Here is a 19,524-nt window from a genome sequence, read left to right on the forward strand (position 1 = left end):
CTAAGTGGCAAAAACTTCGATGAAAGTTAAACAACAACGTACACCGAAATTCAAAGTACGGGCATATACCCGTTGTGAACGTTGTGGTCGCCCACATTCGGTACTGCAGAAGTTTAAAATTTGCAGAATTTGTTTCCGTGAATTAGCTTATAAAGGCCAGATTCCTGGCGTGAAAAAAGCAAGCTGGTAAGAAGTTTATAAACGGGAAGGAGGTTTATCCTACATGACTATGTCCGATCCAATTGCAGATATGCTAACTCGTATTCGTAACGCGAACACGGTTCGCCACGAAACAGTAGAAATGCCTGCTTCGACGATTAAAAAACAAATCGCTGACATCTTGAAGCGTGAAGGCTTCATCCGTGATGCAGAGTTTGTGGAAGACAATAAACAAGGGATCATTCGTGTATTCCTGAAATATGGTTCCAACAACGAGCGCGTAATCACAGGTCTGAAAAGAATCAGCAAACCAGGTCTTCGCGTTTACACGAAGAGCAACGAAGTACCTCGCGTACTTGGTGGTTTGGGTATTGCGATCATCTCCACGTCTAAGGGAGTTATGACCGACAAAGAAGCTCGTCAATCCAAAGCTGGCGGAGAAGTTCTCTGCTACGTATGGTAATCAACGTCACAAGATAGGAGGTGTAATGAATGTCCCGTATTGGTCGTAAACCAATTGCTATTCCTAACGGTGTGGAAGTCACACTGGATAACACTGTAATCACTGTAAAAGGACCTAAAGGTACCTTGACTCGTGAATTGCATAAAGACATGCAAATTACAGTAGAAAACAACGAGATCAATGTTGTTCGTCCTTCCGACAACAAAACACATCGCTCTCTTCACGGCACGACCCGCAGCGTTGTCTCGAATATGGTCAACGGTGTAACTGAAGGATTCTCGAAAAACCTTGAGTTGGTTGGTGTCGGATACCGTGCAAGCAAATCCGGAGATAAAATCGTTCTGAACGTGGGTTACTCCCACCCAGTTGAAATTACACCGGAGCCAGGTATTGAATTCGACGTACCGGCTAACACGAAAATCACGGTTCGCGGTATCGATAAAGAGCGCGTAGGTGCATACGCTGCTAAGATTCGTTCCGTACGTGAGCCTGAGCCTTACAAAGGTAAAGGGATTAAATACGAAGGTGAACGCATTATCCGTAAGGAAGGTAAAGCTGGTAAGAAGAAGTAAGGTTAGCTGACTGGGGATCTACCTGGTTGATAACTTGCCTCTTCTCCCATACTTACCCGATGCGTCTAAAAGTGAAGCTCTTAAGGCAAAACTGAAGGGAGGAAATGGAAGCATGATCACGAAACAAGACAAGAACAAAGCTCGTCTGAAAAGACACCTGCGTGTCCGTAAGAAAATCCAAGGCACTGCAGAACGTCCACGTCTGAACGTGTTCCGTTCTTCGAAACACATCTATGCTCAATTGATCGACGACGTGGCTGGCGTGACTTTGGCATCAGCTTCTACGCTGGACAAAGAACTGGTTAACGACATCAAGAACGGCGGAAGCGTTGAATCCGCTCGTAAAGTCGGCGAACTCGTTGCAAAACGTGCAGCAGACAAAGGTTATAAATCGATCGTATTCGATCGTGGTGGATATTTGTACCATGGACGTATTCAAGCACTTGCAGAGGCAGCTCGCGAGGCAGGCCTTGAATTCTAAGATATTTTCAAAAGGAGGTAAACGACTTGCGTGTAGATCCTAACACTTTAGAACTGACTGAAAGAGTAGTAAACATTAACCGCGTTGCTAAAGTTGTAAAAGGCGGACGTCGCTTTAGCTTTAGCGCACTGGTAGTTGTCGGTGATGGCAAAGGTTGGGTAGGAGCAGGTATCGGTAAAGCAGGCGAAGTACCGGATGCAATCCGCAAAGGTATTGAAGATGCTAAGAAAAACCTGATTCACATTCCACTTGTTGGAACCACTATTCCTCACCTCGTAACAGGACACTTCGGAGCAGGCCGCGTATTGTTGAAGCCGGCATCTGAAGGTACTGGGGTTATCGCTGGCGGACCGGTTCGTGCAGTACTCGAGCTGGCTGGCGTAGGCGACATTTTGACAAAATCTCTAGGTTCTTCGAACTCCATGAACATGGTCAATGCGACTTTGGAAGGCTTGTCCCGCCTGAAGCGTGTTGAAGATGTTGCCAAGCTTCGCGGCAAATCCGTCGAAGAGCTGTTGGGTTAAGGAGGGAATCTCATGGCTAAACTTGAAATCACCCTCGTACGCAGCGTGATTGGTCGTCCAGAGGATCAGCGTGCAACCGTGAAAACACTCGGACTTCGCAAAATCAACCATTCCGTGGTTCAAAGCGACAATGCTGCAATTCGCGGAATGATCAAGAAAGTAAATCACCTGGTTTCTGTTAAAGAAATCGAAGGTTAATCCCGGGCAGTTTATCCCCGGACATATTAAGGAGGTGCAACGAACGATGAAGTTACATGAGCTGAGCCCAGCACCTGGATCCCGCAAAGAGCGCAAGCGCGTTGGACGCGGTACTAGTAGCGGTACGGGTAAAACGTCGGGTCGCGGTCACAAAGGACAAAACTCTCGTTCCGGCGGTGGTGTACGTCCAGGCTTCGAAGGTGGACAGAACCCATTGTATCGTCGTCTTCCGAAGCGCGGTTTCGTAAACCCAACTCGGAAAGAGTACGCGATTGTGAACATCGAAGAACTTAACAGCTTTGCAGCAGGTACTGAAGTGACTCCAGAAGTTTTGGTTGAGAGCGGTATTGTTAACAATACAAAGAGCGGAATCAAAATTCTTGGCAACGGTGAAGTTACCGTTTCTTTGACTGTAAAAGCTAATAAGTTTTCTCAATCTGCGGTAGAGAAGATCGAGGCTGCCGGCGGTAAAACCGAGGTGATCTAATGTTTAAGACCCTGAAAAATATATGGCGTGTCGAGGACCTTCGCAAGCGTATTTTGTTCACCTTATTCGTTCTGATCATCTTCCGTATCGGATCCTTTGTACCGGTTCCCGGTGTTAACAAGGATGTCTTTACCCAGACGAATCAGGCAGGCAATGAGTTGTTCGGTCTTCTTAACACGTTCTCGGGGGGCGCGTTATCGCAGTTTTCGATCTTCGCCCTTTCGATATTTCCATATATTACTTCGTCCATTATCGTGCAATTGCTGTCGATGGACGTCATTCCAAAGTTTGCGGAATGGAACAAACAAGGGGAACACGGGAAGAAGCAGTTGGCTCAAATTACTCGTTATGGTACGGTAATACTGGGTCTGATTCAGGCGTTCGGTATGTCCATCGGGTTTAACCGCCTGTATGGCGCCGAAATGGTTCCTGGAGCAACCTTTATCGACTTCGTCGTGATCGCGATCGTTCTTACTGCAGGTACATCATTCTTGATGTGGCTCGGCGAACAGATTACGGAACGCGGAATCGGTAACGGTATTTCGATCATTATCTTTGCAGGTATCGCTGCTGGTATTCCGATGCACATTCGGACAACGATTGAATCGAACTTCATTCAGGATGGTCAGGTCTTCATGAACATTCTGAAGGGTGTCATCATCCTCTTGATTTTGGTTCTGATCATTACCGGTGTTGTATTCATTCAGCAAGGTATCCGTAAAATTCCGGTTCAATACGCGAAGCGTGTTGTAGGAAACAAAATGTACGGTGGACAGAACACACACATTCCGCTCAAGATTAACGGAGCAGGCGTTATTCCGGTCATCTTTGCGATGTCATTGCTGCAGTTCCCGGTTATCCTGGCCAGCTTCTGGGCACACCAGAATTGGGCGAAATGGATTACGGCGAACCTGGCTTATGACAGCCCGCTTGGAATGGTACTGTATGTACTCATGATCATTGGTTTCACGTTCTTCTACACCTTCGTGCAGATGAATCCGAACCAAATGGCTGATAATATGAAGAAGAACGGCGGCTATGTGCCGGGCATTCGTCCTGGTAAAGCTACTGAGAAGTATCTGACACGGGTTATGACCCGTTTGACCATGACAGGAGCTCTGTTCCTGGCCGTGATCTCCGTACTTCCGGTGTTCTTCGGATCACTTGCAGGTCTTCCTCGTACGGTTCAGATTGGTGGTACGTCCCTCTTGATCGTCGTCGGTGTTGCACTGGATACGATGAAGCAGATCGAAAGCCAACTGATCAAACGTCATTACAAAGGTTTTATCAATAAATAGGCGATAGGTTCCGGCGAGTGGTCTGTATCGCTTCCCGGCGCCTATTGTGTTGTTCTTGCTAGTCAATCAAGGGGAGGGAGTGACGTAAGGTGAACATCTTATTCATGGGTCCTCCTGGGGCAGGAAAAGGAACGCAAGCAGAAAACATCGTGAATGAATTCGGTATTCCTCATATTTCAACGGGCGATGCATTTCGTCTCGCGATCAAACAAGGAACTCCCATCGGGATTAAAGCGAAGGAATTCATGGATCAGGGTCTGCTGGTACCGGATGACGTAACGATTGGTATTGTGGAAGAGCGTCTGCAGCAGTCCGATTGCGAAAAAGGTTTTTTATTGGACGGCTTTCCAAGAACCCTTTCGCAAGCGGAAGCGCTGGATGACATTCTCGCCCGCTTGAATACTGGTCTCGATCACGTCATCAACCTGAAAGTGGATCGAGAGAAGCTTCTGGCCCGCCTAACCGGCCGCCGGATTTGCAAAAACTGCGGTTCGACTTATCATGTGATCTTTAATCCTCCTAAACAGGAAGGCATTTGTGATAAATGCGGCGGCGAATTGTACCAGCGCTCCGATGATAACGAAGAGAGCGTCGGCATTCGTTTAGACGAATATATCAACAAAACAGCACCACTCCTCACGTTTTATGAGAACAAAGGTCTTTTGCGTCAAATCGATGGTGATCAGGAAATCGACGCGGTTTCATCACAAATTGCGTCTATACTGAGAGGTTAAGTATAATGATCATTTGTAAATCCGAAACGGAACTGAGCTTGATGAGAGAAGCAGGAAGGATCGTGGCGGAATGCCACAAACTCCTTGCCGCTCATGTTGAACCGGGCATTACGACCGGGGAACTGGACCTGATGGCCGACAAGTTCATTCGAAGCCAAGGCGCTGTGCCATCTTTTAAAGGCTACAACGGATTTCCTTCCAGCATTTGCGCATCAGTCAACGAAGAATTGGTGCATGGATTTCCAGGCAAACGCAAATTGATCGAGGGCGATATCGTTACGTTTGATATCGGCGCGCAATACCAGGGTTACCATGGTGACTCGGCATGGACCTACGCTGTAGGAGAAATTTCCGAAGAGGCCCAGCGTTTGCTGGACGTTACGGAAGGATCGCTCTATGCTGGACTTGCGCTAGTCAAACCCGATGTCCGCTTGTTTACAATCTCTCATGCCATTCAGCGTCATATCGAGGATGCAGGTTTCTCTGTCGTCCGGGAGTACGTTGGTCATGGCGTGGGTACCGATCTGCATGAGGATCCGCAAATTCCGAACTATGGCATTCCTGACCGCGGACCAAGACTCAAACCGGGCATGGTGCTCGCGATTGAGCCGATGGTCAATGCCGGGAAACGGCATGTCAAGACGCTGGAAGACAACTGGACGGTTGTTACGGTTGACGGCTCACTATGTGCTCACTTCGAGCATACGGTAGCAGTCACGCCGGATGGCATGGAAATTTTGACGAAGCTGCCGGAATAGGGTGATGACATTGAATCATGAAATCACGCTTCAACCCGGTCAGATTGTTAAGATACTGAAGGGCAGAGATGCCGGACAGTATGCCGTTATCGTTTCGATTGAGGACAGCAGGTTCGTGTGGATCGCGGATGGGGACAAACGCAAGTTTGACGGGGCCAAGAAGAAGAATGTTCTTCATCTTGAACCTCAATCCTACATTAGCAGTGAAGTGGTAAACAGTTTGCAAGAAAGCGGTCGGGTTACAAACGGTAAACTGCGTTTCGCACTTGGCCAATTTGTATCCGATAAATCCAAGGCAGATCAGAAAGGAGACTAACTGTGGCTAAAGAAGATGTCATTGAAGTCGAAGGAACGGTCATCGAGCCGTTGCCGAATGCTACCTTTAAAGTCGAGCTGGAGAATGGTCACCAGATTCTCGCTCATGTTTCCGGAAAGCTGCGGATGCACTTTATCCGTATCCTTACAGGAGACAAAGTGGTTGTTCAACTCTCGCCGTACGATTTAACCAAAGGTCGTATCACGTACCGTAAATAGATTCAAGGTTCCCCCGGGGAATCAAGGAAAGCTGCGAAGCGGTTTTACTGACGTAAAACTCAGCAGCGGTAACAAACTACTTTAGTTTCGAAGCTGGTTTTACAACGTAAAACTTGGAGGAGGTAATTAGCATGAAGGTAAGACCTTCTGTAAAGCCTATTTGCGAAAAATGCAAAGTCATTCGCCGCAAAGGGAACGTAATGGTTATCTGTGAAAATCCGAAACACAAACAAAAACAAGGTTAAAGAAGGGGGTGTAGCGTAAAATGGCTCGTATAGCTGGTGTGGATTTGCCACGTGACAAACGCGTTGAGATCGCCTTGACTTACATTTTCGGAATCGGTAAAACGACTTCCCAGAAAGTATTGAAAGAAACTGGAATCAATGCAGACACTCGTGTCCGTGATTTGACAGAAGATGAAGTCAGCAAATTGCGCGAAACGATCGATGGTATGGTTAAGGTAGAAGGTGACCTGCGTCGTGAAATTTCCTTAAATATTAAACGTCTCACGGAGATCGGCTGCTACCGCGGTATTCGTCACCGTCGTGGATTGCCTGTTCGTGGTCAACGTACTAAAACGAATGCTCGTACACGTAAAGGTCCTCGTCGTACCGTAGCGAACAAGAAGAAATAAGAAAGGGGGATAATAGACAATGGCTAAACCAAAAAAAGTCGTACGTACTAAACGTCGTGACCGCAAAAATATTGAAAGTGGCGTGGCTCATATCCGCTCCACGTTCAACAATACAATCGTAACGATTACGGATCCTCACGGAAACGCGATTTCTTGGGCAAGCTCCGGCGGCCTTGGATTTAAAGGTTCCCGTAAGTCGACCCCGTTCGCTGCGCAAATGGCTGCTGAAACAGCTGCCAAAGCGGCTATGGAACACGGTATGAAAGCGGTGGAAGTCATGGTTAAAGGTCCTGGTGCTGGTCGTGAAGCAGCAATTCGTTCCCTGCAAGCAGCAGGTCTCGAAGTGAACCTGATCAAAGACGTAACACCAATTCCACATAACGGATGCCGCCCACCAAAACGTCGTCGCGTATAATGAAGTCATCCTGTTAATGTGGTATAAATCCGTTGCAATCTGCTAATAATGGTTGTTTAGGCATACTACTACATGGATTACTGGATAAGATGACAGTTTCATATAGGAGCGACGTTTGAAGGAGGGGTACTTGCGTGATTGAAATCGAAAAGCCGAAAATTGAGACCGTTGATGTCAATGAAGAAGGAACCTATGGGAAATTCGTTGTTGAGCCTCTAGAGAGAGGATATGGCACGACGCTGGGGAACTCGCTTCGCCGCATCTTGTTATCCTCACTCCCGGGTGCAGCCGTCACATCGATTCAAATCGATGGCGTGCTTCATGAATTCTCCACGATTCCGGGTGTCATGGAAGACGTGACCGAGGTCATCCTGAACCTGAAAGCTTTGTCTCTGAAAATTCATTCCGATGAAGAGAAAGTGTTCGAGATTGATGCGGAGGGTGAAGGGGTTGTTACTGCTGGTGACATCCGTGCGGATAGTGATGTGGAGATTCTGAATCCGGATCTTCATATTGCGACGCTGGGCCCTGGAGCAAGACTTCATATGCGTATTTTTGCCAGTCGCGGTCGTGGCTATGTCCAGGCGGATCGGAACAAACGCGATGACCAGCCTATCGGCGTCATTCCCGTCGATTCGATCTACACTCCGATTAGCCGTGTTAACTACGGCGTGGAAAATACGCGTGTTGGCCAAGTAACCAACTACGACAAACTGACGCTTGAAATTTGGACGGATGGCAGCATCCGCCCAGAAGAAGCCGTTAGTCTCGGCGCGAAAATCTTGACTGAGCATCTGTTCCTCTTCGTGGGTCTGACCGACGAAGCGAAGGATGCGGAGATCATGGTCGAGAAAGAAGAAGACAAGAAAGAAAAAGTGCTTGAAATGACGATCGAAGAGCTGGATCTTTCCGTTCGTTCCTACAACTGCTTGAAACGTGCCGGCATTAATACGGTACAAGAGCTGACTACGAAAACCGAAGAGGATATGATGAAAGTCCGGAACCTCGGACGCAAATCCTTGGAGGAAGTTCAAGAGAAGCTCGAAGAGTTGGGCCTGGGACTTCGTACGGAAGAATAACAGATTCGGCTTAGCTTAGCAAAGGAGGGAAAAACACATGGCATACCAAAAGTTGGGCCGCGATTCCAGTGCGCGTAAAGCGTTGTTCCGTGACCTGGTAACCGACCTTTTCTTATATGAGCGTATTCAAACGACTGAAGCCAAAGCGAAAGAAGTTCGTTCGATCGCTGAGAGACTGATCACAAAAGCAAAAAAAGGTGATCTGCACGCTCGTCGTCAAGTAGCTGCATTCGTGCGTCGTGAAACGGTTGACGGTGAACAAGATGCAATCCAAAAATTGTTCTCCGAAATCGCTCCTCGCTACGTAGAGCGTCCAGGCGGATACACGCGTATCCTGAAACTGGGTCCTCGTCGTGGTGACGCAGCTCCAATGGTTTATTTGGAACTGGTAGATCGCGCGTAATTTCGTTTTGTTCCATTGAAGTGACTGAAGTTATGTATGCCCGGCTCTTCAGATGTTTATTCTAGGGGCCATGAACGGGAAGTGGTGCGAGATATAGTCGATCATTTGGTTCGACTCGTCTCGACTACTCCATGGGCTACGATAACGGGGACCTTCTAGTCATGTGGCTGACTCGAAGGGTTCGGCTTAACATGATGAAAAGGAGCTCCTATGGGGCTCTTTTTTTGATAGATATGGAACTCATGAGTTATCAGCGATGCTGATGAGATTCTAAATCGCAAGTTTCGTTTCGGAATCATTCGATGAAAGCACGCAGGAGGCAAGTAATGCGTAATCTTCTGATGAAGGTCAGTTACGACGGTACCGATTATAACGGCTTTCAGACCCAGCCCGGTGGCCACACGATTCAGGACTATTTGGAGGAAGCCATTCGCCGCTTGTCCGGAGAGCAGCTCAAGATTACGGCTTCCGGCCGGACAGATGCCGGGGTGCATGCCCGCGCCCAGGTATTTAATTTTTACACGGCTTCCCCCATTCCCGTGGAGCGTTGGTGCATGGCATTAAACACTTGGCTGCCGGAAGATATCGTGGTTTCGGATGCAATGGAGGTACCGATGGAATTCCATTCCCGCCATGCAGCGAAACGCAAAACCTATCGTTTTACCATCAATGCGAATCAATATCCGGATCTATTCAACCGGCGGTACCAGATCCATCATCATGGAAAACTGGATATCGCAGCGATGGAGCAGGGACTTTCTCATCTGATCGGAACGCATGACTTTACAACGTTTGCGTCACGAAAGTCGACGAAGCCGTCCCATGTCCGTACGATTTTTGATGCTTGGATCGAGAAGGATACATCCATGTGCCGCCCAGGCACCAGAGACCAAGGAATCATTCATACGTTCATATCCGGGAACGGGTTTCTGCAGCACATGGTCCGGATCATTATGGGAACGTTGATTGAGGTAGGGGAAGGCAAGCGCCATCCGGATGATATGAAGGTCATATTGGAAGCCCAAAATCGGGCGGCAGCCGGTCCCACAGCGATGGGCAAGGGCTTGATGTTATGGGAAGTGGATTACGATATCGCCGGCCAAGAGAAGCTGCAATGACTTACGCGATACGTGCCACGCAGACGGCTATTCCCCAAAGAACCGGAAAGCGTTCGGGATGCGTTTGGCGGCTTGTTTGAATCAAACCGCAGGGTGTAAGGTAGAAAAGCAAAAAACACTTGCGGAAGTGGGCGTAATCCTGTATTATATAAGTTGTGTTTTCTTAACGGCTCTCCCACAGCCCCGGTTAAGAGAATGCCAATCGCAAGACAGCAACACCATGAAAATGCTTTACACATGAACGAAGATAAATGATGAAAATTAATGATGATTTTCGGACGAATACAAGGAGGAACTATACATGCGTACCACCTATATGGCGAAGCCAAATGAAGTTGAGCGCAAATGGTACATCGTTGATGCCGAAGGCAAAACGCTTGGCCGTTTGGCAAGTGAAGTTGCGGCTCTGATCCGCGGCAAACATAAGCCTCAATTCACTCCACATGTTGACACAGGGGATTTCGTGGTTGTTATCAACGCCGAGAAAATCCACCTCACTGGCAAAAAGATGGAGAACAAGAAATACTATCGTCACTCCCTGCATCCAGGTGGATTGAAAGTAACTTCAGCTCAAGACCTGATTGCTAAATTCCCAGAGCGTGTAATCGAAAGCGCGGTTCACGGCATGCTTCCTAAAACTCGCATGGGCGAGAAGATGAAGCTGAGACTGAAAGCATACGCAGGCACGGCACATCCACATGAAGCACAAAAACCAGAAGTTTACGAACTTCGCGGTTAATTAAAAAGGAGGACAGTTTCATGGCACAAGTACAATACTATGGGACAGGTCGTCGTAAGCACTCGGTAGCACGTGTACGCCTCGTACCGGGTGAAGGACGCATTGTCATCAATAAACGTGATATCAATGAATATTTCGGTTTGGAAACACTCAAACTGATCGTTAAACAACCTTTGAATCTGACAGAAACACTGGGCAAATATGACGTGCTTGTCATCGCTCACGGTGGCGGCATCTCCGGTCAAGCTGGAGCAATCCGTCACGGTATCTCCCGTGCTCTTCTGAAAGCAGATCCTGAATTCCGTCCTTCTCTGAAAAGAGCTGGATTCCTGACTCGCGACCCTCGTATGAAAGAACGTAAGAAATACGGTCTTAAAGCAGCTCGTCGCGCGCCTCAGTTCTCCAAACGTTAATATTCGATTTACCAAGCCCTTGGCCATTACGGTCAAGGGCTTTTTTGTGGTGTCTGAAAGCATAATTCTCGAAGCATAGGTCTCCCGGTTATGGCAACACACCGTCCTCTGCACGAAGTCTGTCTACTGTGTTGGAAGTGGACAAGACAATTGTAGTCAGGTTGTCCACAAAGATATGCACATCATGGTGAGCACATTAGGGATACGTTCGCGTGTTTTGGGGCATGTTGTTCACATCATGTGCACAGGTTGAGGATAGAAAGAGTGAAGCTGGCTTCCGAGCATGATCATCTGACATCGTTAACCACTTGACTTCATATGTAAATAGAGATATATTATTAATTGCAAATTAATTAAGCGCTTAAATAATTAATATTTAATCATTAATTAGATAAGTAATTTCTTGGAGCAGTAAGGGGTGATATGGTTGGATCGCAATGAAGAGATTTTTAAGGTGTCGTCGATGTTCCGGGCGCTGCTGAAGAACATTTCTCAAGAATGGAACAAGTCGAGCGCCGGGAAATACAATTTAAGTTTCCCTCAATTTCAGGTGCTGTATGTATTAAAGATGAGAGGACCTCTAAAGGTCTCGGAGCTTGCTGAAGTTTTGTCTTTGACGCCGCCGGCTATAACCGGACTGACGGATAAATTGGTTGCAGAAGGATATCTGCAGAAAGAACGTGCCGAGGATGACCGCAGAGTTGTCAACATCACGCTATTGGAACCGGGGCTTGAGATCATTAAGAAAGTGAAGAAGGACCAAAAAGAAATGATCCAGGGATTTTTCGACTTCCTCTCAGAGGAAGACATTCAGCATTTAAGAAGAATCTTCTCCTTGATGCTGTCAAACATAGATAAAAACAATCACAACGGGTAGAGGTGGAGCATGGAGCATTTAACGCTTAAACGTAAAGTTTCGATTATGATCGCGATCATGGCTGCGATGTTCTTCGCAGCCATTAACCAGACGATAACAAGCACCGCGATGCCGCGGATTATCGCCATTCTCGATGGCATGGATTATTATACATGGACCATCAACATTTATTTGTTAACATCAACGATCGCTACCATACTGGTTGGCAAGCTGTCCGACATGTTCGGACGTAAGCCGTTTATATTGATAGGTATATTGTTTTTCATGTTAGGAGCTTTCCTGACGGGTACTTCGACAGACGTGTATCAGTTTATCATTTATCGCGGTATTCAAGGTATCGGTGCCGGCATTATCCAGTCAACGGCATTTATGTCGGTCGGGGACTTATTCCCGCCGCGGGAACGTGGTAAATGGATGGGCCTGATGACGGCGGTATTCGGTTTTTCCAGTGTCCTGGGTCCTACGCTTGGCGGTTACCTGGTCGATAACATTGAATGGCGCTGGTTATTCTGGATCTTCCTGCCGCTGGGCGTCGTTGCCTTTATCATGATCATGACATTGTTCCCTAAGGTCGAACGCAAACCGGGTCAATCCATCGATTATTTGGGCTCCTTATTCCTGACAACGGCCATCGTTCCGTTGCTGCTTGCCTTTTCTTGGGCAGGTACGGAATATCCTTGGGGATCGCCGGAGATTATCGGTCTCATAGCGGCTTCGGTCGTATCGGCCATCATCTTTATATTTGTTGAGACAAAGGCCAAGGAACCGGTTTTGCCGCTGAGTTTGTTTAAGAACAGCGTCGTTACGGTTTCCAATCTGATTGGATTCATTATGAACTTCGGTTTGATGGGCGCGATGATTTACATCTCGTTCTACGTGCAGGGCGTACTCGGCATTTCGCCTACCTATGCCGGGTATGTAACGATTCCGATGTCGGTCTTCATGATGGGAATGAGCGCCGTCGTGGGCCAGCTGATCGCGAAGAGCGGCAAGTACAAACGTTACGCGCTGCTTGGCGTACCGATCATGATTGTGGGCATGGGTATTATGGTATTCATGGATAACCTGTGGCTGACCGTGGTCAGTACCATCATTTTCGGTGTCGGTCTTGGTTTGGGCATGCCGGTATTCTCGCTGGCCACGCAAAATGCGGTATCGCACAAAGAGCTTGGCGTAGCGACGGCTTCTTCCCAATTGTTCCGTAATCTTGGCGGTACGATCGGTATCGCGGTCATGGGTACGGTTATGTCGAATAACCTGACGAAGAATTTGAAGGATGCACTTCAGTCGGAGAGCGCGCCTGACTTCAGCTCCTTGGATCCGCAGATGGCCCAGCAGATGCTATCGTTCGCGAATCCGCAGACGCTGATGAATAAGCCGTTGATCGAACAGACGCAAGCAAGCCTTCCTGCAGATGTGCAGCCATTATTCCTGCAGATGATAGACAGCATTCGCGATGCGCTCGGAAATACGCTATCCATGGTATTCCTTACCGGGATGCTGGTGCTTGTGGTCGCATTGCTGCTCGTATTCTTCTTGAAGGAAATTCCGCTGCGGACAACGAATCAGGCATCGGCTCCCAAGTCCGAGGATTCGGAAGGAAAAAGTGCCGGTGCAGGCATGAGAGCCAAAGAGGTATCCGTAGCATCGGAGTAAGGTCCAAGACTTGTCATAATGTTTGGAAAATAGAATAGAGAGAAGCCCCTTCCTGCTTGCGCAGGAAGGGTTTTTTCGTTTTTTATGGTAACGATTTGATGGTTGACATTTATTAGGAATGTTTTATACTGTATTTAATTCATATTATTTCAGTAGGATTATCGGGATTAACGAAAAATGGGGGAGGCATCCAATCATGAATTTGCTGGAGAAAGAAGATCTGATCAGAGTGCAGGCTGAAGAGCTTGAGCACGCATCGGCTGAGGAAGTCATCGAATATGCTATCAAGACGTTTCCTAACATAACGTTTGCTTGCAGCTTTGGAGCAGAAGATGTGGTATTGGTCGATATGATTCAGAAGATCAGTCCGTCGACGGATATTTTTTATCTGGATACCGACTTTCATTTCAAGGAGACATATGAAACGCGGGATCGTATGGCAGAACGTTATGGGCTGGAATTTGTGCGCGTATCTCCGCTCATCACGCCGGAAGAGCAAGCGGCTCAGCATGGCGAAGCATTATGGAGCGTCAGCCCGAACGAATGCTGCAACATCCGCAAGGTAGAGCCGTTGACCCGGATTCTGTCTCAATACGAGGCTTGGATCACAGGCATACGAAGAGATCAAGCCCCTACCCGGGCGAACTCGAAGAAGATTGAATATGATACCAAGTTCGGTTTGGTGAAGTTCAATCCGATCGCGGGCTGGACGAGTGAGGATGTGTGGAATTACATCCGCATGAACGAGATCATCTACAACCCGCTGCATGATCAGAATTATCCGAGCATTGGCTGCGAATACTGCACGCGGCAGGTCATGCCGGGAGAAGATCCACGTGCAGGACGCTGGTCCGGGCATGAGAAGACGGAGTGCGGGCTTCATAAATAAACAGATAAGAACCACTTGCCTTATCACAGTTGCAGCATAAGAAGGAGGAATTATTCATGACAGCCATACTCCCTCATGGCGGTACGCTGGTACAGCGGGTAGCCCAAGGAGAAGAACGTGAAGCTTTGTTGAAGCAGGTTGACACCTTTCATAAGATCCCTGTAAACGCCTGGAGCATTTCGGACTTGGATCTAATCGGGGTCGGAGCATTTTCGCCATTGCAGGGATTTCTGAACGAGCAGGACTACAAATCTGTCGTTTCCAATATGCGTTTATCTGACGGAACGGTGTGGAGCATACCGGTCACGCTGGCCGTAGATGAAGACACGGCGGCGAAGCTCGTAGTCGGCGAGAAGGCGGCGCTTGTAGGAGAAGAAGACGGCGTCGTTTATGGCGTCATCGATGTCGAGAGCGTCTACCAGGTCGATCAGCAAGTCGAGGCTGTACAAGTATTCAAGACCGATGATCCGGAGCATCCAGGCGTGAAAAAGCTTTTGGAACGACCTGCGACGTATGTTGGAGGTCCGATTCAAGTATTGAATCGTCCACAGCCGGAACGTTTTGGCGAGTTTTATTTTGATCCGGCAGAAACACGCGCACATTTTAAAGCCAAGGGCTGGAATACGGTTGTCGGCTTTCAGACCCGAAATCCGGTCCACCGTGCACATGAGTACATTCAGAAAAGCGCAATGGAAATCGTAGATGCGCTATTCCTCAATCCGCTCGTGGGAGAGACCAAATCGGATGACGTTCCTGCCAACGTGCGGATGAAGAGCTACCTCACCTTGCTGGAGAACTATTACCCCGCGGATCGTACCTTCCTGGGCGTATTTCCGGCTGCCATGCGTTATGCAGGCCCAAGGGAAGCCATATTCCATGCCATGGTTCGTAAAAATTATGGATGCACTCATTTTATCGTGGGCCGGGATCACGCCGGAGTCGGCGATTACTACGGCACTTACGAGGCACAGGAAATTTTCAAGAATTTCACTGCGGAAGAGTTAGGCATTACCCCGCTGTTCTTCGAGCACAGCTTCTTCTGCACAACGTGCGGAAACATGGCCTCGAGCAAAACATGCCCGCATCCTAAGGAGGACCATCTGACCTTGTCGGGAACGAAGGTTCGCGGCTTGCTTCGCGAGGGGCAGTGCCCGCCGCCGGAATTTACGCGCCCGGAAGTTGCGCAAGTACTGATCGAAGGCATGAAAGAGCAGATCACGGTATAACGAAGGCATAAATAACCACCTTGTCCCATATGATGGAGTAGAACAACTCATGGGACGAGGTGGTTTTGTTATGTCCAGGCGGAGAACGGACAAGGTTACGGTATGGATATCGTTGAAGAGAATCAAACAAACCCTGATTGGTGCCGTACTACTGGCACTGCTCATTATCGTAGTGACGTACGAAATCCCCTCTGCCAAAACGTCCAATACCTGGAGCCTGCCGCTTGCCGGCAAAGTCATTGCCCTTGATGCAGGCCATGGCGGGCCAGACGGGGGAGCAGTTAGCCGCCAAGGCGTCATAGAGAAGGATGTAAACCTGGCCATCACCTTGTATCTACGTGATTACTTGCAGCAGGCAGGCGCGCTTGTCATTATGACAAGAGAAGGAGACTACGACCTGGCGGCGGAAAGCACCAAGGGATATTCCAAGCGGAAAACGGAAGACCTCAAACAACGCGTGCGGATGATCGAGGACAGCAAGGCCGACCTGTTTATCAGCATGCATCTGAACAGTATTCCGTCCAATCGGTGGAGAGGCGCGCAGACCTTTTTCCCGCCGAATAACGAGGACAGCAAGAAACTTGCCGAATTGATCCAGGCTGAAATTAGGCATAACCTGGAGAATACGCAGCGTCTGGCCAAAACGGACGACAAGATATATTTGCTCCAAGCCCTGCGCATGCCATCCGCCCTGGTCGAGGTCGGTTTCTTGTCCCACCCGCAGGAATCCGAATTGCTTCGGGACGAGAAATACCAGAGGAAGGTCGCAGCTTCCGTGTATAACGGCATTTTGCGGTATACCTCCGGAGAGTCCATCAGCGAGTCGTCACAAGCTGCAGAGTAATGGTATAATAGACACGAATAACGAAACATTGTCTATTCCATTACATAGAGCAGAGGTGCTTATATGCTGACTAGAGAAACGGTGCAGGAGATACTCCAGCCTTTACGTGATCCCGAAACCGGGAAGAGCCTGATGGAGCTCCAGCGTATTCGAGATATTGTAGTCAAGGAACGCACGGTTCGACTATCCGTGACGTACAGCAGCGAAGATGTACGCGCTTCCCTGGAAGCGCAGATCAGAGAAATTCTGGAGGCGATGGGGGCAGAGGATATTCATATCCGCATGCGTCCCCTGGACAATGCCTCAAACCAAGCGAACCGCGAGGAAGCCAACGATCGCGACAAGCTGACAAAAGGGCATGCTGCCGGCATGGAGCAGAATACGCTTCTAAGCGAACAATCCGGCGTTCATTTCATTGCGATCGCAAGCGGCAAAGGCGGCGTCGGCAAATCCACCGTTACGGTGAATTTAGCCGCAGCTTTGGCCCGACAAGGGAAGAGGGTCGGTCTGATCGACGCGGATATTTACGGATTCAGCGTGCCGGACATGATGGGTATTGAGGAAGGGCCCTCCGTAACCGAAGACGGCGTCATTCACCCGGTTGAGCGCTTTGGCGTCAAGGTCATGTCGATGGGCTTCTTCATCCGTGAGAACAGTCCGGTGATTTGGCGCGGACCGATGCTTGGCAAAATGCTGCGTCAATTTTTCACCGATGTCGCTTGGGGGGATTTGGACTACATGCTGCTTGATCTGCCGCCAGGAACCGGTGACGTGGCGCTGGACGTGCATCAGATGATTCCGCAGAGCAAAGAGATCATCGTAACCACCCCGCATGCTACGGCGGCGTTTGTTGCCGCCAGAGCGGGTGCGATGGCCTTGCAGACCGATCATGAAATTCTAGGCGTCGTCGAGAACATGTCCTATTATGTCTGCTCCCATGGCGGAGAGAAGGATTATGTGTTCGGTCGTGGAGGCGGAGGCAAGCTTGCCGAGACGCTTCATACGGAGCTTCTCGCGCAGCTTCCGTTGGGGGCCCCGGATAATCACCCTTCGGAGCCGGATTTCTCGCCATCGGTTTATAAACCGGGGACCGAGAGCGCAGCGATTTACGAAGAGATCGCCTCACGAATCGCGGCTAAGCTTGAAGGATCCGTTTAAGACCAACTCATAATATGACGGAACAAGCTCCCTCTGCAGGGAGCTTGTTCTATTTTTCGGAATGGATGCTTTAACCGCCGCCGCCATCACCGCCGCCTTCTTCGCCGCCGCCGCTTTCACTGCTACCTTCACCGCCGCCACCGCCTTGCTCTTCTTGGCCTTGTCCCTCGCCTTGTTTTTTCTTTTCCACTTTAGGCTGAAGTTCATCTTTCACGACCGTTTTGAGCAGTTCCAGAACCTCCATGCGGAACAGCGGATTTTGCATAGCTTCCTGCATCACGGTCATGGACTGTTTGCGATAGTCCGGCGTATTGGTCAATTCAAGAAACGATTTCATCACATCCGGTGATTTTAACATATCCTGAATAGCCTTTTGATACGTAGGGTCCTTGATCAGCTGCATATGCAGCTGCTTGCTCTCGGAATTAATGGCCTTGGCAAAATCGCCGGCGAATTGCGGATCGGTCATGATCTTCTCAATTTCCTTCTTATATTCATCCGACACCAGCGTATCCTTAACAGCCATCCGAATTTGATCGCCAGATTGGGCGGACATCATCCGCATTCCCATTGAGCCTCCGCTGCCTGAGGAACCGCCGGCTCCGCCCCCCATCGCTTCTTCCACCGCTTTTTTGCCTTCGTCGGTTTTCAGAATGTCGACCACCATAGACTTGATTTCTTTATAGCCAAGCTGCGGGGACGAGCTTTGTTCTACGCCACAAGCGGTAAGCACCATGGCAGCAACGAAGACGATAATACATAAACGAAATAACGGCCACTTCATTACCGTTGTCCTCCTTTTTTCGCAAGAAAAATCCTTCTGCGTGCGGTCTGTCTTTTCGTGAAAGTAAGTTGAATGTCATTTTTCTTACGGGTCTTCGCATAGTATGCGATGGATTTGCAGAAATATGTCGGATTCAGAATGGTTTTTTATTGTGAACGTTGGTAAAATAATGATCTGTGGGGGTGGAAGTTAGTTGAGCTTACGTAAGTGGTCCAAATTGTTTTTGAAAACGCTGCTCGTCGGGGCAGTGGCGGCATTGATCGTAGGTCTGGTCCTGCAGTTGTTTAATGGCGCTATCGAGTTCACGGGAATGGCCGATTTATTGATATACCCGCTGATTTTGTTAGGCTCTGGGGCGCTGGTGAGCGTATACTCCCAGATGGGCTTTTTTGCATACCTGACGTTAAATTATATGGGGATTGGCATATTCCGAAGAAAGACTTGGCAATACATTCAGATCGTGTTGGCTGTACTGGCATTGCTGGAGCTGATGTTCTTCCGTACGTTTGTCGGCGGATCCACCAGCCTGCAGCAGGATTTGATTCTGGGTATCTCCATACTGGTCATTGCCATTGTCGTTGCTTACCTCAAAGTAAAGAGCACAAATGCCAACGCATGGATCCCGACGCTGTTCTTCATGATGGCCATTTCCATCGTAGAGATTATCGGCGTGCTGCAAATCGGAGTGAGCAACGCCACGATTTTTATGGTTGTACCGTTGCTGATCTGTAATGCATACCAGATTCTGACGCTTCATAAAGTTACACAAGACGAAAAAAAGAGCTAACGCCTTAGCTCTTTTTTTGTTAAGCATTATTTAATGTTAAGGGTCTTCATGAGTCATAGCCCGCCTGCGTCTTCGATGCTCTTCTGCAATGAAGCGTGATCGCGGACCTCGGTGCCTTGGGTGCTGCCCTGTTGAAGCAGATCGGTGACCGTGACGAACTCGTAGCCTTGATTGCGAAGTTCCTTGATGATGAGAGGCAGCGCTTCATGGGTTTGCTTCACCGAATCGCTGGCGTGCATCAGCACGATATCTCCCGGATGGGCTTTGGAGACGACACGATCGACGATTTTCTCG

At 48.8% G+C, this 19,524-nt stretch carries 29 protein-coding genes (1 of these 29 running past the window's edge); 27 read left to right on the plus strand and 2 right to left on the minus strand.

The features are described from left to right. Positions 1-4: 4 nt before the first annotated feature. The 26 genes from JNUCC32_RS28145 to JNUCC32_RS28270 all read left to right on the plus strand — a co-directional run bounded on the left by JNUCC32_RS28145 (position 5) and on the right by JNUCC32_RS28270 (position 17,659). Entirely contained in the window at positions 5-190 is a 186-nt protein-coding gene (locus tag JNUCC32_RS28145; RefSeq protein ID WP_013312154.1) for a type Z 30S ribosomal protein S14, read from the plus strand. Between the two features lie 33 nt (positions 191-223). Continuing rightward, positions 224-622, plus strand: coding sequence for a 30S ribosomal protein S8 (gene rpsH / locus JNUCC32_RS28150; protein ID WP_006212908.1), 399 nt, complete (start codon positions 224-226; stop codon positions 620-622). A 29-nt stretch (positions 623-651) separates the two neighbouring features. Beyond that, complete coding sequence (gene rplF / locus JNUCC32_RS28155) at positions 652-1,194, plus strand: 50S ribosomal protein L6 (protein WP_071221018.1); 543 nt, start codon at positions 652-654, stop codon at positions 1,192-1,194. Between the two features lie 112 nt (positions 1,195-1,306). Continuing rightward, positions 1,307-1,675 (plus strand): 50S ribosomal protein L18, encoded by a 369-nt coding sequence (rplR, locus tag JNUCC32_RS28160; protein WP_009589217.1) that lies wholly within the window; start codon positions 1,307-1,309, stop codon positions 1,673-1,675. Between the two features lie 26 nt (positions 1,676-1,701). Continuing rightward, positions 1,702-2,199, plus strand: a complete 498-nt coding sequence (rpsE, locus tag JNUCC32_RS28165; RefSeq protein ID WP_009589212.1) for a 30S ribosomal protein S5 — start codon at positions 1,702-1,704, stop codon at positions 2,197-2,199. 12 nt (positions 2,200-2,211) lie between these two features. Further along, positions 2,212-2,397, plus strand: a complete 186-nt coding sequence (gene rpmD / locus JNUCC32_RS28170) for a 50S ribosomal protein L30 (protein ID WP_006212904.1) — start codon at positions 2,212-2,214, stop codon at positions 2,395-2,397. Between the two features lie 46 nt (positions 2,398-2,443). Next, a complete protein-coding gene (gene rplO, locus JNUCC32_RS28175; protein ID WP_006212903.1) occupies positions 2,444-2,884 on the plus strand; it encodes a 50S ribosomal protein L15 in 441 nt (146 codons plus the stop codon). Continuing rightward, a complete protein-coding gene (gene secY / locus JNUCC32_RS28180) occupies positions 2,884-4,182 on the plus strand; it encodes a preprotein translocase subunit SecY (protein WP_009589213.1) in 1,299 nt (432 codons plus the stop codon). The genes rplO and secY overlap by 1 nt, the downstream gene beginning before the upstream one ends. Before the next feature lie 89 nt (positions 4,183-4,271). Next, complete coding sequence (locus JNUCC32_RS28185; protein WP_009589204.1) at positions 4,272-4,916, plus strand: adenylate kinase; 645 nt, start codon at positions 4,272-4,274, stop codon at positions 4,914-4,916. Positions 4,917-4,921: 5 nt separating this feature from the next. Beyond that, a complete protein-coding gene (gene map / locus JNUCC32_RS28190) occupies positions 4,922-5,674 on the plus strand; it encodes a type I methionyl aminopeptidase (RefSeq protein ID WP_015737621.1) in 753 nt (250 codons plus the stop codon). 4 nt (positions 5,675-5,678) lie between these two features. After that, positions 5,679-5,990 (plus strand): KOW domain-containing RNA-binding protein, encoded by a 312-nt coding sequence (locus JNUCC32_RS28195; RefSeq protein WP_015737620.1) that lies wholly within the window; start codon positions 5,679-5,681, stop codon positions 5,988-5,990. Between the two features lie 2 nt (positions 5,991-5,992). Then, positions 5,993-6,208, plus strand: a complete 216-nt coding sequence (infA, locus tag JNUCC32_RS28200; protein ID WP_006212898.1) for a translation initiation factor IF-1 — start codon at positions 5,993-5,995, stop codon at positions 6,206-6,208. Positions 6,209-6,339: 131 nt separating this feature from the next. Beyond that, on the plus strand, positions 6,340-6,453 hold the full coding sequence (gene rpmJ / locus JNUCC32_RS28205; RefSeq protein ID WP_003333770.1) for a 50S ribosomal protein L36: 114 nt from the start codon (positions 6,340-6,342) through the stop codon (positions 6,451-6,453). 20 nt (positions 6,454-6,473) lie between these two features. After that, positions 6,474-6,842 carry a 30S ribosomal protein S13 gene (gene rpsM / locus JNUCC32_RS28210; protein WP_006212897.1) on the plus strand — a complete coding sequence of 123 codons (369 nt, stop codon included), beginning with the start codon at positions 6,474-6,476 and terminating at the stop codon, positions 6,840-6,842. A gap of 19 nt (positions 6,843-6,861) precedes the next feature. Further along, a complete protein-coding gene (rpsK, locus tag JNUCC32_RS28215) occupies positions 6,862-7,257 on the plus strand; it encodes a 30S ribosomal protein S11 (protein WP_009589209.1) in 396 nt (131 codons plus the stop codon). A 134-nt stretch (positions 7,258-7,391) separates the two neighbouring features. Continuing rightward, complete coding sequence (locus JNUCC32_RS28220; RefSeq protein WP_006212895.1) at positions 7,392-8,336, plus strand: DNA-directed RNA polymerase subunit alpha; 945 nt, start codon at positions 7,392-7,394, stop codon at positions 8,334-8,336. A gap of 37 nt (positions 8,337-8,373) precedes the next feature. Continuing rightward, positions 8,374-8,739 (plus strand): 50S ribosomal protein L17, encoded by a 366-nt coding sequence (rplQ, locus tag JNUCC32_RS28225; RefSeq protein WP_009589203.1) that lies wholly within the window; start codon positions 8,374-8,376, stop codon positions 8,737-8,739. 326 nt (positions 8,740-9,065) lie between these two features. Further along, positions 9,066-9,857, plus strand: a complete 792-nt coding sequence (gene truA, locus JNUCC32_RS28230) for a tRNA pseudouridine(38-40) synthase TruA (protein WP_192570481.1) — start codon at positions 9,066-9,068, stop codon at positions 9,855-9,857. A gap of 301 nt (positions 9,858-10,158) precedes the next feature. Beyond that, positions 10,159-10,596: a 50S ribosomal protein L13 gene (gene rplM / locus JNUCC32_RS28235; protein WP_009589234.1), complete on the plus strand. Its 438-nt coding sequence runs from the start codon at positions 10,159-10,161 to the stop codon at positions 10,594-10,596. Positions 10,597-10,616: 20 nt separating this feature from the next. After that, positions 10,617-11,009, plus strand: a complete 393-nt coding sequence (rpsI, locus tag JNUCC32_RS28240) for a 30S ribosomal protein S9 (protein ID WP_006212891.1) — start codon at positions 10,617-10,619, stop codon at positions 11,007-11,009. 427 nt (positions 11,010-11,436) lie between these two features. Further along, the gene (locus JNUCC32_RS28245) at positions 11,437-11,886 is read left to right on the plus strand and encodes a MarR family winged helix-turn-helix transcriptional regulator (RefSeq protein ID WP_096777170.1); all 450 of its coding nucleotides are present in this window, start codon (positions 11,437-11,439) and stop codon (positions 11,884-11,886) included. 9 nt (positions 11,887-11,895) lie between these two features. Further along, entirely contained in the window at positions 11,896-13,542 is a 1,647-nt protein-coding gene (locus JNUCC32_RS28250; RefSeq protein ID WP_192570482.1) for a DHA2 family efflux MFS transporter permease subunit, read from the plus strand. Between the two features lie 196 nt (positions 13,543-13,738). Next, a complete protein-coding gene (locus JNUCC32_RS28255; protein ID WP_192570483.1) occupies positions 13,739-14,431 on the plus strand; it encodes a phosphoadenylyl-sulfate reductase in 693 nt (230 codons plus the stop codon). A gap of 56 nt (positions 14,432-14,487) precedes the next feature. Next, on the plus strand, positions 14,488-15,657 hold the full coding sequence (sat, locus tag JNUCC32_RS28260) for a sulfate adenylyltransferase (protein ID WP_015737616.1): 1,170 nt from the start codon (positions 14,488-14,490) through the stop codon (positions 15,655-15,657). Between the two features lie 70 nt (positions 15,658-15,727). Continuing rightward, entirely contained in the window at positions 15,728-16,501 is a 774-nt protein-coding gene (cwlD, locus tag JNUCC32_RS28265; RefSeq protein ID WP_009589216.1) for an N-acetylmuramoyl-L-alanine amidase CwlD, read from the plus strand. A gap of 63 nt (positions 16,502-16,564) precedes the next feature. After that, a complete protein-coding gene (locus JNUCC32_RS28270; protein ID WP_015737614.1) occupies positions 16,565-17,659 on the plus strand; it encodes an Mrp/NBP35 family ATP-binding protein in 1,095 nt (364 codons plus the stop codon). 70 nt (positions 17,660-17,729) lie between these two features. Here the strand turns inward: JNUCC32_RS28270 and gerD are convergent, their stop codons facing one another. Beyond that, positions 17,730-18,443 carry a spore germination lipoprotein GerD gene (gene gerD, locus JNUCC32_RS28275; RefSeq protein WP_192570484.1) on the minus strand — a complete coding sequence of 238 codons (714 nt, stop codon included), beginning with the start codon at positions 18,441-18,443 and terminating at the stop codon, positions 17,730-17,732. 193 nt (positions 18,444-18,636) lie between these two features. Here gerD and JNUCC32_RS28280 point away from each other — a divergent pair, with 193 nt between their 5' ends. Further along, positions 18,637-19,230, plus strand: coding sequence for a KinB-signaling pathway activation protein (locus JNUCC32_RS28280; RefSeq protein ID WP_096777166.1), 594 nt, complete (start codon positions 18,637-18,639; stop codon positions 19,228-19,230). 53 nt (positions 19,231-19,283) lie between these two features. On the opposite strand, the gene pdaB is transcribed toward JNUCC32_RS28280, so the two are convergent. Further along, positions 19,284-19,524, minus strand: partial view of a polysaccharide deacetylase family sporulation protein PdaB gene (gene pdaB / locus JNUCC32_RS28285; protein WP_009589226.1) — the 3' portion only. 563 nt of this gene lie beyond the right edge of the window; only the last 241 of its 804 coding nucleotides appear in the window; its start codon lies beyond the right edge, outside the window; it ends in the stop codon at positions 19,284-19,286.

Origin of the sequence: Paenibacillus sp. JNUCC32 (assembly GCF_014863545.1) — a bacterium.
GTDB lineage: Bacteria > Bacillota > Bacilli > Paenibacillales > Paenibacillaceae > Paenibacillus_AQ > Paenibacillus_AQ lautus_A.